The 12,503-nt window shown below is 49.9% G+C and carries 17 protein-coding genes; 6 read left to right on the top strand and 11 right to left on the bottom strand.

Going from position 1 to position 12,503, the window contains the following annotated elements; genetic code table 11:
• On the top strand, positions 1 to 855 hold the full coding sequence (locus B3355_RS03340; RefSeq protein ID WP_019882687.1) for a carbon-nitrogen hydrolase family protein: 855 nt from the start codon (positions 1 to 3) through the stop codon (positions 853 to 855).
• A 79-nt stretch (positions 856 to 934) separates the two neighbouring features.
• Positions 935 to 2,374, top strand: coding sequence for a metalloprotease TldD (gene tldD / locus B3355_RS03335; protein ID WP_024930992.1), 1,440 nt, complete (start codon positions 935 to 937; stop codon positions 2,372 to 2,374).
• Positions 2,375 to 2,427: 53 nt separating this feature from the next.
• On the opposite strand, the gene B3355_RS03330 is transcribed toward tldD, so the two are convergent.
• The gene (locus tag B3355_RS03330; RefSeq protein WP_292780143.1) at positions 2,428 to 3,594 is read right to left on the bottom strand and encodes a sugar MFS transporter; all 1,167 of its coding nucleotides are present in this window, start codon (positions 3,592 to 3,594) and stop codon (positions 2,428 to 2,430) included.
• A gap of 45 nt (positions 3,595 to 3,639) precedes the next feature.
• Here B3355_RS03330 and B3355_RS03325 point away from each other — a divergent pair, with 45 nt between their 5' ends.
• The gene (locus B3355_RS03325) at positions 3,640 to 3,792 is read left to right on the top strand and encodes a hypothetical protein (protein ID WP_292780141.1); all 153 of its coding nucleotides are present in this window, start codon (positions 3,640 to 3,642) and stop codon (positions 3,790 to 3,792) included.
• Between the two features lie 66 nt (positions 3,793 to 3,858).
• Complete coding sequence (locus B3355_RS03320) at positions 3,859 to 4,125, top strand: DUF2934 domain-containing protein (RefSeq protein WP_019882691.1); 267 nt, start codon at positions 3,859 to 3,861, stop codon at positions 4,123 to 4,125.
• 16 nt (positions 4,126 to 4,141) lie between these two features.
• On the opposite strand, the gene B3355_RS03315 is transcribed toward B3355_RS03320, so the two are convergent.
• The 4 genes from B3355_RS03315 to earP form a co-directional block, all read right to left on the bottom strand.
• Positions 4,142 to 5,131: a hypothetical protein gene (locus B3355_RS03315; RefSeq protein WP_292780139.1), complete on the bottom strand. Its 990-nt coding sequence runs from the start codon at positions 5,129 to 5,131 to the stop codon at positions 4,142 to 4,144.
• 55 nt (positions 5,132 to 5,186) lie between these two features.
• Entirely contained in the window at positions 5,187 to 5,663 is a 477-nt protein-coding gene (locus B3355_RS03310; RefSeq protein ID WP_292780137.1) for a hypothetical protein, read from the bottom strand.
• Between the two features lie 192 nt (positions 5,664 to 5,855).
• Positions 5,856 to 6,416, bottom strand: coding sequence for an elongation factor P (gene efp, locus B3355_RS03305; RefSeq protein ID WP_019882696.1), 561 nt, complete (start codon positions 6,414 to 6,416; stop codon positions 5,856 to 5,858).
• 41 nt (positions 6,417 to 6,457) lie between these two features.
• A complete protein-coding gene (earP, locus tag B3355_RS03300) occupies positions 6,458 to 7,561 on the bottom strand; it encodes an elongation factor P maturation arginine rhamnosyltransferase EarP (protein WP_292780135.1) in 1,104 nt (367 codons plus the stop codon).
• 243 nt (positions 7,562 to 7,804) lie between these two features.
• Between earP and B3355_RS03295 the strand changes: the two genes are divergently transcribed.
• The gene (locus B3355_RS03295) at positions 7,805 to 8,428 is read left to right on the top strand and encodes a YceI family protein (RefSeq protein ID WP_019882699.1); all 624 of its coding nucleotides are present in this window, start codon (positions 7,805 to 7,807) and stop codon (positions 8,426 to 8,428) included.
• 77 nt (positions 8,429 to 8,505) lie between these two features.
• Here B3355_RS03295 and B3355_RS03290 read toward each other — a convergent pair whose 3' ends face one another.
• The gene (locus tag B3355_RS03290) at positions 8,506 to 9,009 is read right to left on the bottom strand and encodes a hypothetical protein (RefSeq protein WP_019882700.1); all 504 of its coding nucleotides are present in this window, start codon (positions 9,007 to 9,009) and stop codon (positions 8,506 to 8,508) included.
• Positions 9,010 to 9,209: 200 nt separating this feature from the next.
• On the opposite strand from B3355_RS03290, the gene B3355_RS03285 reads away from it, so the two are divergent.
• Entirely contained in the window at positions 9,210 to 9,875 is a 666-nt protein-coding gene (locus B3355_RS03285) for an OmpA family protein (RefSeq protein WP_047517442.1), read from the top strand.
• A 73-nt stretch (positions 9,876 to 9,948) separates the two neighbouring features.
• Here the strand turns inward: B3355_RS03285 and B3355_RS03280 are convergent, their stop codons facing one another.
• The 5 genes from B3355_RS03280 to greB form a co-directional block, all read right to left on the bottom strand.
• On the bottom strand, positions 9,949 to 10,341 hold the full coding sequence (locus B3355_RS03280; protein WP_047517440.1) for a hypothetical protein: 393 nt from the start codon (positions 10,339 to 10,341) through the stop codon (positions 9,949 to 9,951).
• Entirely contained in the window at positions 10,341 to 10,682 is a 342-nt protein-coding gene (locus B3355_RS03275) for a heavy-metal-associated domain-containing protein (protein ID WP_047517437.1), read from the bottom strand. The genes B3355_RS03280 and B3355_RS03275 overlap by 1 nt, the downstream gene beginning before the upstream one ends.
• 27 nt (positions 10,683 to 10,709) lie before the next feature.
• On the bottom strand, positions 10,710 to 11,366 hold the full coding sequence (locus B3355_RS03270) for a hypothetical protein (protein ID WP_292780127.1): 657 nt from the start codon (positions 11,364 to 11,366) through the stop codon (positions 10,710 to 10,712).
• A gap of 54 nt (positions 11,367 to 11,420) precedes the next feature.
• On the bottom strand, positions 11,421 to 11,795 hold the full coding sequence (locus tag B3355_RS03265; RefSeq protein ID WP_292780125.1) for a DUF2946 family protein: 375 nt from the start codon (positions 11,793 to 11,795) through the stop codon (positions 11,421 to 11,423).
• Between the two features lie 67 nt (positions 11,796 to 11,862).
• Positions 11,863 to 12,345, bottom strand: a complete 483-nt coding sequence (greB, locus tag B3355_RS03260) for a transcription elongation factor GreB (RefSeq protein WP_292780123.1) — start codon at positions 12,343 to 12,345, stop codon at positions 11,863 to 11,865.
• Positions 12,346 to 12,503 lie beyond the last annotated feature (158 nt).

The raw sequence follows: 12,503 nt of genomic DNA, 5'->3' as shown, positions 1-12,503 counted from the left end.
ATGGCAGAGAAGAAAACTAAAAAACTGAAATCAGCCGCCAATGATGACATTGTCAAAGTGGCCGCGGTTCAAATGGCGTCCAGCCCTAATGTGGCTGCCAATCTGGTAGAAGCCAAACGCCTGATTGAAATGGCCGCCAAAGCCGGTGCCAAGCTGGTCGTGCTGCCAGAGTATTTTTGCATCATGGGCCTCAAAGATTTTGACAAAGTCACTATCCGCGAAAAGCCGGATGATGGCCCGATTCAGCAGTTTTTGAGCAAAACAGCCAAGGCCTTTAAACTCTGGATTGTTGCAGGCAGTGTGCCACTCGAAAGCAATTATGCCAACAAAGTGCGTAACAGTTGCCTGGTCTACAACGACAAAGGCGAGCAAGTCGCGCGCTATGACAAAATCCACTTGTTCGGTTTGGACATGGGCACCGAGCATTACCATGAAGAAAACACCATAGAGCCAGGCGATACCGTAGTAACGGTGGACACGCCGTTTGGACGCATCGGCCTCTCTATTTGCTACGATTTGCGCTTCCCGGAGCTGTTCCGTGCCATGGGCGACGTTGACATGATCGTGGTGCCATCCGCCTTTACCGAAACCACAGGCAAAGCGCATTGGGAAACCCTGGTGCGTGCACGTGCGGTAGAAAACCTCAGTTATGTGATTGCCTCAGCCCAGGGTGGTTACCATTTGTCTGGCCGCGAAACACACGGCAACAGCATGATTGTAGACCCGTGGGGCGTGGTGCTGGACCGCCTGCCACGTGGCTCTGGCATTGTGGTGGCCAACGTCAACCGCAATTATATTAAAAACCTGCGCCAGAGCTTACCTGCGCTCAAACACAAAACCATTAAGGCGATTTAATGAAAACACTGAGCGCCATGCTGGCACTCTTTGCTTCAGATTGACTCAAACACTCACGATTAAAACAAGTGACTTAACTATGCAAACGCTACTCACCACTGCCAACGACTTACTCCTGCGCCCGGCCGGATTAGACCACAGCGCTTTAACCAATGTATTGTCCGGCATGATGACGCACAACATCGACTATGCCGATTTGTATTTTCAATACAGCCGTAGCGAATCGTGGGGCCTGGAAGAAGGTCAGGTCAAATCCGGCAGCTTCAATATCGACCAGGGCGTGGGCGTACGCGCAGTCAGTGGTGAAAAAACCGCCTTTGCCTATTCTGACGACATCCACCTCGACGCCTTGCAACAGGCGGCACAGGCCACGCGCGCCATTGCAAACCTGGGCCAGGAAAAAACCGGTCACAGCATTATCACCCGCAGCCATACGCCGCTCTACTTACCGCAAGACCCGATTGCCAGCCTGAGCGCAGATGCCAAGGTCAAACTACTGGAGAAACTCGAGCGTTATGCCAAGGCACAAGATCCACGCATCACGCAAGTGATGGCGTCAATTGCCGCAGAATATGAAGTCGTATTAGTCGCACGCAGTGATGGCGTGATGGCTGGCGATGTCAGGCCCTTAGTGCGTTTATCCTTGCAAGTGATTGCCGAGCACAACGGCCGCCGCGAGCAAGGCTCCAGCGGTGGTGGTGGGCGTTTCGATTACAGCTACTTCACCGATGAAGTATTACAAGACTACGCCCAAAAAGCTGCGCATCAGGCGCTGGTCAACCTGGAAGCACGCCCTGCCCCGGCTGGCAGTATGACAGTTGTACTGGGCAACGGCTGGCCAGGCATTTTGTTGCACGAAGCGATTGGCCACGGCCTGGAAGGTGATTTCAACCGCAAAGGCAGCAGCGCCTTCAGCAATATGATCGGCCAGCAGGTGGCTGCCAAAGGCATCACCATCGTCGACGACGGCACGATACAGGACCGCCGTGGCTCGCTGACCATGGATGATGAAGGTAACGCGCCACAAAACACCGTGCTCATTGAAGACGGCATCCTGCGCGGCTACATACAAGACACGCTCAACGCACGTCTTATGGGTATGGGTCTCACCGGCAATGCGCGTCGCGAGAGCTATGCGCATATCCCCATGCCACGCATGACTAACACCTATATGCTCAATGGCGACAAAGACCCACAAGAGATTATCAAATCGGTGAAAAAAGGCCTCTATGCAGCTAACTTTGGTGGTGGCCAGGTCGATATCACCAGCGGCAAATTCGTGTTTAGCGCCGCCGAAGCCTACATGATCGAAGACGGCAAAATTACCTACCCGGTCAAAGGCGCCACCCTGATTGGTAATGGGCCAGATGTGCTGACCAAAGTCAGCATGATCGGTAATGACATGACACTGGATAGCGGCGTTGGCACCTGCGGCAAAGAAGGCCAGAGTGTGCCGGTAGGCGTTGGGCAGCCAACATTGAAAATTGATGGATTGACGGTAGGCGGCACGTCTGCCTAATATCTATCAGAGAGTAAAAAAGCTGCCTAAAGGGCAGCTTTTTTATTTAGTCGTTAACGGGCTTTGAGATGATTCACTCCCAGCCACGCAATATAACCATAACACAATACCGGCAACACGAACGCATGATGCAAGCCTATGCGATCGGCCAACAACCCAGTCAACAACGGCACCATCGCACCACCCAAAATGGCAGTGGCCAGCAGGCCTGAGCCTTTCTTCTCCTGACCAGACTTGAGGCTTTTAATACCTAGTGTAAAAATGGTCGGAAACATAATGGAGTTGCACAAACCGACCAGCACCATGCTGACGACAGCCAGCATGCCGGTCGCGTTCATGGAGTAAATAATCAAAATAATCGCCAGTATTGCATGCACACTGAGCACTTTAGCCGGGGCAAATGCCTTGAGCGTAAAAATACCAATAAAACGCCCCAGCATGGCACCGCCCCAGTACAGCGCAATCAATGATGCGGCTTCTGCCTCTGGCATCTGTGTCAGCTCTTTAATGTAGTTGACCAGAAAACTACCAATCGCGACCTCGGCCCCGACATAGCAAAAAATACCCACCATGCCTAACATCAGTCCACGGTCAGCCAACACCTCACGCCAGAGACTCTCATCCTTTTCTGCGCTGTCCATTCCGGCCAGATTCAGGCGCGACAACACAAGGGCAATCGCCACCAGCACGCCAGCAATGAACAAATAAGGATAAACCACGCCTTCTGCATGGCTGGAATGTGCCAGTGCAGAAAGGATGAAATAAGCGCCAAAGAAAGGCGCAATAAAAGTGCCTAAAGAATTAAACGCTTGCGCCATGGTCAGGCGTGAAGAAGCTGTTTCTTTAGGGCCGATCACAGACACGCATGGGTTAGCCGCCACTTGCAGCAATACGATACCTGAGGCCAGCACAAATAAAGCGCCAAGGAACAAGGGATAAGCATGCAATGCCACTGCCGGATAAAATAGCAGACAGCCTAATGCCGCCAGCGAAAAGCCAATCACCATGCCGGTTTGGTAACCGACCTTTTCAATCAGCTTGCTAAACGGGATTGACGTCAGGCCATAGGCCGCAAAAAAACAAAACTGCACCAGCGCAGCCTGGCTGTAACTCAAATCGAAAACCGCTTTAAGATACGGCACCAGGATATCGTTTAGACAGGTAATAAAGCCCATCATAAAGAACAATATAATCAGTGAAGTGAGTGCTTTTTTATACATAGCGTCTTTCAAATTAAATCAGCGAGTAACTACAGCATAAATGCCGTGGCTTTGGAAGTTGCTTTTGGTGCAATGGCCTTTTTAAAGCTTGATGCGGCCAATAATTCAACCTCAAACACAAAAATGAACCGGTTGAATTTAATCCAGATCAAATCGAATACCGATTTAGGCTTGACGCTGGGCATAGCTCCCTCTTAATATAGCTTTACAGCGACCACAAGTCGACGCTATTTCATTTAACTCTAGACCACGGAGAATTATTGTATGGCAGCTACCAAAACCACGGCATCATCCGCTAAAAAAACCACCTCCGCAAAAAAAGCAGCACCCAAGCCAGCTTCAGACAAATCAGCAAAACCGGCAGTGACGCGCAAGAAAACCGTTAAACCTGCGATTATCACCAGTGAAGAACGTTACAAAATGATTGAGGTTGCGGCCTACTATATTGCCGAAAAAAAAGGCTTTGGCCATTCCCATATGGACTATTGGTTAGAGGCTGAGCAAGAGATTAATGCCAAATTGAATGCCTGATTGCCAGACTGGCTATTTATTGAGGCTGGCGCGTACGTGGCAGCAACGGTGCCGAAGTGAACTGGATATCGGCACCGCTATGCTGCGCATATTGTAAGAACCCCAGCACTTCGGGATGGCTCAAGCGCAAACCATAGGCAATGTAAGGGTATTCGGAGAGCGGCACCTGCTTCTGGAAGAACGGCCAATGAGCACTCGGGTTGTAAAAACGCTCGACCAGGCTGGTAATCGCCAATAGTTCGTATTGGCCCAGAGCATTCAGCACCAGCCATGGCCCGCCTGAGTCACCGAGCGTAGGCATGGCAATCGTATGGTCATATTGGTCCATTTCATTCAGGCGATTCACGGCCAGCAAGGCTTTTTCGGCATGTACCAGTTCTTGTGTATACGCAAACTGGGTTTGCGCTTGCAGATGTAGCATCTCATCCATCTCGCGGTATGCTTTGGGTAATACCTGATAAAAGTCGGATAAATCACGCACAGGTTTGCGTTCACCGCAACGCGGATGCCGCGTATCGGCTTCGCCATACCCTCGCCCGTAACCGCAGATCATCAGCAGGTCAGGCAAGGCATCGCCAAGCCGAATGCGTAAAGGTTGTATCAGGCTGGTCACTTTTGCCTCAAACACCAGCACAGCAACGTCTTGGGTTAAATCCTCTGCAACCACCTCAAACGGCCGGTAAAAAGCCTGTTTCAGGCTAATATCTTCTATGCCCAGCAGCTCAGGCTGCGCAATAGAAAGCATAGGCAAACTCATGGCGCCGGTCAAACGTACCTCTTTCAGGCAATGCGCGGCCGTAATGAGTGTCAGTGGTTTGAGGCCCACAATCGCGGCACTACAAATCGAATCGTAATACTCCCACTTCTCTGCCGAGTGCAAAAAATGGGCATGCTGAACACTTAACTTGACGGTGGAAATAGCCATTCCCGGAAATGTCAGCCCATGAATAATGGCCTGGCTGGAATGCCCGATTGTCAGCCCCATACAGACTACTAACACGGGCATCACTCGCCTGAGCAGCTTTATGCTCACCTGCCGCATTTGCCTGGGCCAATCCGCTTCAGTGCAGACTTCTGCTCGCGTTATTTTTTAACTCAATGGGCCCAAAACAGCTTGCGAGCGAAGGGTCATCGTTATCGCAGGAAATAAAACTGCTGCCATCTGGTTTAAATAATAAAAAACTGGTTTGCTCACTATTCACTTCCGACGTTTGTCGGGTGCAATCCTGCGCTTTGTTACTGAGCATTACTCGATGATTCAGCTTGAAGAACCCATGTTCATCGGGCTGTGATGTCACCTCATAATGCGCTTCCAGTTGTTCATCGCCACTGGTAAACACGGCACTGCCATCCTCTTTAAACCAATAGCTTTCCAAACAGCCAGTCTCAGGCAATCGCGATTCCCAATAACCGATCACAGGGTGTTTGAGTGATCGTGGGTCTGCTTCAGCAAGCACTTGCATGCTGGCCAACAAGGCACAACAAGCAAACAGTGATTTCAGAACAGTGTGTTTTTCATTGACTCGCTGATAACGCATTGCATCCCCCAAGGTTGAAATGATGTAAAGCTGTCAGCGATTGTCATTGAAAAAAATTAACGGCAAATAGTGAATGATTCCCGACAATAGTCACAATACTTCCCTGCCTCAAGCATCCGCCTTTACGCGTGTCATCGACAGGCAATAAAAAACCCCGGAAAGCCGGGGTTTTGGGCGCCGATACTGGCTGAATTACTTCATGACACGGTTACGGTATTCACCAGTACGGGTATCGATCTCAATTCTGTCGCCCTGGCTCACAAACAGTGGCACCGGGATTTCAAAACCAGTCGCAATCTTGGCTGGTTTCATGACTTTACCTGACGTATCGCCTTTTACAGCTGGCTCGGTGTAAGTGATTTCACGCACGACTGTGGTTGGCAACTCGATAGAAATGGCTTTACCGTCATAGAAACGCACTTCACATGGCATACCATCTTCCAGGTATGGCAGCGCATCTTCCATAAATTCAGCATCCACGTCGTACTGGTTGTACTCAGCGTCCATAAATACGTAGGTTGGATCCGCAAAGTAGGAGTAAGTCACTTCTTTCTTTTCCAGCACAATTACATCAAACTTGTCTTGGGCGCTATAAACGTTTTCGCTTGGCGCTTCAGTCAACAGGTTTTTCATTTTCATTTTCACCACAGCCGCATTACGGCCGGATTTGTTGTATTCGGTTTTTACAACTACCATCGGGTCGTTGCCAATCATCACTACGTTGCCAACGCGGAGGTCTTGAGCGATTTTCATAAATAAGCCTTAATTTGTATGCGGGATTTGAAAGCGCGGAATTATACCCGATGTGCACGACATTTCTCAATAAAAATCACCAAGTTAGTCGCCAGGTCAGCCTGCTGGGATTGGCTCACTTTAAAGGCATGGGCGTGCTGCGTAAACTGCGGCAGCACGGCTTGCAAAGACGGCCAATCGGCGGCTTGCCAATCCCCTTGCGCCCACGCCAGCATGGCATGATAGATGACGTCGCTGAGCGGCGCATCAGCCTGCGCCAGATAATGTGCCATAAACGCGTTGAGTTTTAACAGATGCGTGTCTTCGCTTTGCTGATAAGGCAGCCAGATCATCGGCTTGCCCGCCCATAAGGCACGAATCCAGCTATCTTCACCGCGCACAAAATTAAAGTCGCACAAATACAGCAAACGGTCATAATCGGTTTGCGACAAAAACGGAATCACCAAAAACTCGCATTGTTCGCGCTGGATGCGATCACCTACCTGCACATTGTTTACGCCAAGCACAGCAGCCAACATGGGGGCCACTGCCTGTGGCACGAATACACGTACAGGTACAGTTGAAATCTGCAAGCTTTCCACCAGCGCAGCCAATGGCGCATGTGCATAACAAAATAACGATATAGTGAGCTGATCAGGGGCTGGCGCCAAGCCTAAATCATGCCAAGCAGCGCTGGCTTGCAATCCAGGTAAACTAGCTTCACGGAGTAGCCCCCCTGTCTTCGAGGTAAAGCCAGGATAAAAGAAATGACGCACTAGGCCATTGGCTTGCGGCGAAGGTTGTGCGTGAAAACTGTCCACCCAGCTTTCTGCCGACAAATAATCAACGTTGACCCAAATCGAGCGCTGGCCGAGCATGTGTTGCTGGTAAGTCTCAGGTAAACCGCAGCCAAACGTTTCTATCACCACATCGGCCACTTGTGAAAAGTCAGCACTTTCGGACCAATGCTGCAACTGGATACGCGCATGCCCTGCCCCGGCAAACTGCTGCGCCAGCGCCAGATCATCTACCCACAAACGCATACTGATTTCGTATTCATCGGCCAGTTGGCGCGCCAGCCGCCAGCACACGCCTATATCGCCAAAGTTATCGACGACCTTGCAAAAAATATCCCACGTGAATGTTGTTTGTGCTGGATGAGTCATCTGACAAAAGCATTGATACCGCTAAAAAGTCATTGATTGTATCTTAATTCATGTAGCGGATAACCATATGGCGTCATGCCCGGAGCCAAACTATAAGCCTTTGTTTAAGCGACTTACAGACCTATCCCTGCTTAATTTCACTACATCTGTTGCAATTGATAATGATTATCATTACTATAAATAAGCGAGTAATCGCAATCCATGACGATATTAACCAGATCAAAAATAAGGCAGGAAATTAATATGAATATGTGGCAAGCACGTGCATTAACAGCAATTATCGGCAGTTTATTAAGCAGCGCAGTATGGGCGAATAGCTGTACTTACACCCCAGATGAAAAAAGCTTTAAATTCTCCTTCACCGCATTTGGTGCGCCAGACAAATCCTATGTCGTGACCAAGAATACCTTTAAAAAATATCAACTGGCCTCTGCCACCGGCAAGCTCGAAGGCGCGACCATTGAGATCGACAGCACCTCGCTGGATACCTCAAATGATTTAAATAATGGCAAAGGTGGCACCTGGGATCCGGCACTGGCAAGCATCCGCAATATGAATGTCGTGACTGGCCTGTTCAAAAACTTTGCCAACCCGGGCAAGATTACCGCCAAAATTGAGAAAATCCAGGGCAATGACTTACAGTTGGCTGTCACCATGAATGACGTGACCAAAGTGGTGCCGATGAAAATCACTGAGAAAAATGGTCATTTACTCGCCAAAGGTACGCTGGATATTATCAAGGACTTCAATGGCGGCAGTGCTTTTGAGAAGTTCGGGCGCATTTGTACCCAGGCCTTCCATCAAGGCAAGACCTGGACCGATGTCGATATTGAGTTTGAAGTAGATGCGAAGAAAAGCTGCAAGTAAAAAAGCAGAAAGCAAGCACTAAAAGACAAAGCCCCTATCGGCGATGATCAGGGGCTTTGTTGACGCGATCATAAACACTATTCAGTCAGTACAGTCGCCATTTCAGCTGTTTTTAACCAGGTCAGTTGCAACACCTTGGCGTCAGTAGAAGCTCTATGCTGCTGCAATGCAAAAGCGTCACGTATGGATTGCTTGGTTTCATGCCAGACAGCCTGTTGCTCAGGAGTCAAGGTGACACTTAAATCTTCCAGCTTAAAGCGCGGGCTGAAGCCAGCGGCCTCATACAGGCTATGTAACCAGACAAAATCCTGGTACCAGCCATCGGTATACACGGTTTGACCAGCAAACACACGGTTCAGGTGCGTTGCAATTTCCTTTGCAGTTTGACCATGTGCCTCTAATGACTGCCGGGACTGTTGGTGCAGCTTTTCAGCCTCTTTATCCCAATGCAGCCAGTCAGCATCTGGTTGCACCTGTGCACTCCATACGTCGCCATTTGCATCGACGTAGCCAATCTCGACCGGGTAACTACCCACGCCGAAACCTGAAGCTTCAATATCTAATATGACTGGTGGAACCATCAATACTGACCTGTGTGTATCTCTCTATCAATGAATCTGCGACTGCATGCAACTTACGTTTATCTGGCTATTCAACGGCACAAAAACGCTTGGCTTTAATCAGCATTGAGATTATACGCAATTAGTCTAAACTGAGGACTGAACTTACTGTGACCTTACTGGACAAACTAAAGTCACAAATACTTGTTAGGGAGAAAAAAATGCATAAAATTATTACAGTCTCAGTATTAACAGCGGCGATTGGCTTGTCTGGTTGTGCAAACATGAGCGAAACCCAAAAAGGCACCGCTAAAGGCGCGGGCATTGGCGCTGCTGCGGGCGGTGTCATTGGCGCCGTTGCCGGTGGTGGCAAAGGGGCAGTCATTGGTGCCGCTGTAGGCGCTGGTGCTGGTGCGATTGCTGGCAACATCTGGTCCAAAAAGATGGAAGCACAGAAACAGGAAATGGAACAGGCCACTGCAGGTACAGGGGTGGCCGTGACCAAAACGGAAAATAACCAGCTGAAACTGGAAATTCCGAGTGATATTTCATTTGATAAAGGCAAATCCAATATCAAACCGAATTTCCGCCCCATCCTGGATAAATTTGCGACCGGTTTACAAAACAACGCTGCCGCACGCGTCACCATCGTCGGTCATACTGACAGCAGTGGCTCAGATGCCATCAATGATCCATTATCGGTGAATCGTGCTGCCAGTGCCCGTAGTTATCTGGCCGAACGCGGTATTGCCTTTAACCGCATCACCATTGATGGCCGCGGCTCACATGAACCATTAGCCGCAAACGACACCGAAGCGAACCGCGCGAAAAACCGTCGCGTGGAGATCTTCGTCGCTGAACCTGAACCTCAGGCAGCGCCAAAATAAGCTTTAGGTGACAAGAAAAAAGCCGACTATGCAGTCGGCTTTTTTCATGCGCAATGCGCATCTAACAGATAATTCAATCAATCAATAAAGGCGCAACAAATGCAAAAAAAGCACCAATCATAAAAATCGCCACCGAAAACCCGTAAATCCACACACTCTGGCGTCGTGTTTGCGTACATAACGCTGCCAGTTGTGGATCAGTGGGGCACGGCAACAAACGCGCGCGCCATTGCATCCACCCAGCGATCAGCAGCATCGCACCAGCCAGCCCAAAGACCAGCGGCTTATGCTCACTGATCCAGATCAGTTGTGGAAAATAACTGATCAAGCTAGTCAGCGTTGCCACAGAACCGATGGCCACCAGTGTCGCAGGTAATGCGCAGCAAATCAGCGTGGAACCGCTGGTGAATAACGATAGTAGATTCAGCCGTCGGCTGGCTTGCAGAGGGTTTATTTCTGCCGCCATCACTTGCCGCCCGCCTTCTCTGCCTTGGCCACTTCTGCCTGAATGGCGTCCACGGTCTGGTTGACGCGCTCCAGCTTACCCACTGAGTATCCGGCATCCTGGATCACCTTGCTAAACGCTTCATTTGATACATCCTGGCCGTCTTTTAATTGCAAAGCAACGACACGGCTTTTCAGGTCAACAAAGGCGGCTTGTTTTTGCGGCAAAGCATTGAGTTTTTTCTCTATGCCTTTGGCACAAAACGCGCACACCATGCCGTTGACTTCGGCCTTGATCGTAGTCACAGCAAACGCAGCTGGGGTTAAAGCAGATAACATCAAAGTCACTAATAGTTTTTTCATTTCAATATCCTTTAAAAATAGCATCGGTTAAAACACAAACATGGCATTCAGGCGCGGCGCAAAGCCCTCGCCCTGCCATGGATTGGTCACACCAAATTCAAGAAAATAGTTTTTGTTAATCAGTCGCAGTGCCGGGGTGATTTGCAGCCCAGGATCATTGTTACGCATGGTCTTGGCCTCTATCACAAACCACGGTTGCGTCTGGTGAAAGCCGGTTTCATAAAATGAAAACCCGGCCTGCACGGCAGCGCTGTCGTAGTTCATATTGGGCGCACGAATCATGCGGGCCTTGGCCAAAAAATACAGCCGGGTAGATTCGACATCAAACTGCAGGCTGGGTGTATAGGCAAAACCGTCATACTGACCACGGGCTTCACCGACGCTGCCGTTAAACCAGACGTTGGCTTGCGCCGCAGGCATGTTCCAGCGTTTAATGAGGCCGGTGTAATTGATACCGGAAATGGTGGTCGCCTGCTCACCCTTGCCCGACATGCGCATCTGCTCAACGCCGATGGCATGCCCGAGTGCAGGCGAGTAGTTCAACATCCATTCCTGGTTATAGCGACCGATTTCGGTCATAAGCATGGCGCTGTCTTCAAAGCCCATCAGTGCCGCTGCGTGCAGTGACAAAGCAATCTGGCCTAGAAGGATGGCGCCGAGTGCAACAGTGCGTTGCTTAAGCATAAAGCCTCCCTATTCAATCAAACAAACAAAACGTGGACGGACTTGTCCTGTGTGTTAACTGAATATGGGTGGTTTGATGGCAGGGGGATAAGTTTGTGAATGCACGGGATCTGCCTCAAACAACGGGGCAGCAGCCGTCTGTGCAATGATGGCAACGCGCGGGAAAGTCTCTAAATGGGCAACGCCGGTACTGACCATGCAAAAGCCACACACCGTGCAATGGTGCTTGGCGGGCGCATGGTCGTCAGTCGCGTGTTGCATCTGCTGATGATCGTCTGCCATGTGATGGCAAGGCATCTCGGCTGATGGCGCCTGGGCAACAGACGTCAAGGCGTGCTCGGCCAACGCCATTTGCAAAGACATGACGTTAGCGGCCATGACAAAGCATGGCAACCAGCAAATCAGCAACAGGCAAAGACGTTTACGCATATTAAACCGTAAGATAAGGCCAAAATTGAATTAGTTCAAGTCGCGGCTTACATTTTTTAAAAGCGCGTTACTCATAGCGGATATCGATAATTTCATATTCAGTGTCTGCGCCCGGCGTCACTACGCGTATGGTGTCACCCAAATTCTTGGCTAACAGCGCTTTTGCCATCGGTGACACCCATGAAATATAGCCCTGCGTCGGGTCCAGTTCATCCTGGCCAACAATACGAATTGTCATTTCGCTGTCATCGCCCAGGTTAAACAGCGTCACCCAGGCACCAAAATACACTTTCTCTGTATTGGTCTGCGTATTGCTGTAGACAATCTCTGCGGCATCCATGCGCTTGGTCAAAAAACGAATCCGCCCATCAATCTGGCGCAAGCGCTTTTTGCCATAAATATAATCACCGTTTTCGCTGCGGTCACCATTACCAGCGGCCCAGCTCACCACACGCACCACCTCGGGTCTATCCACCTTGATCAGGTATTGAAACTCTTTTTCCAGCGCGGCGTAGCCTTCCGGCGTAATGTAATTTTTTTGTTCAGCCATGTCATTCCAATTCCATTGCGTACGTAGTTATCGCCACGTCCGATCTATTCAGCGCCTATCATACAACGTATTCCTGCGGCAGCCATCACTGCCTTTTGCTTGGCCAGCAACGTCGCTTTATGAATCTTTTGTGAAGCTTTCTTGAAAAGGCTTCATTT

The sequence above is a fragment of the Methylophilus sp. UBA6697 genome, from assembly GCF_002454655.1.
Classification (GTDB): domain Bacteria; phylum Pseudomonadota; class Gammaproteobacteria; order Burkholderiales; family Methylophilaceae; genus Methylophilus.
Note: the sequence above shows the minus strand (reverse complement) of the source record. Positions and strands in the feature narration are given on the sequence as shown.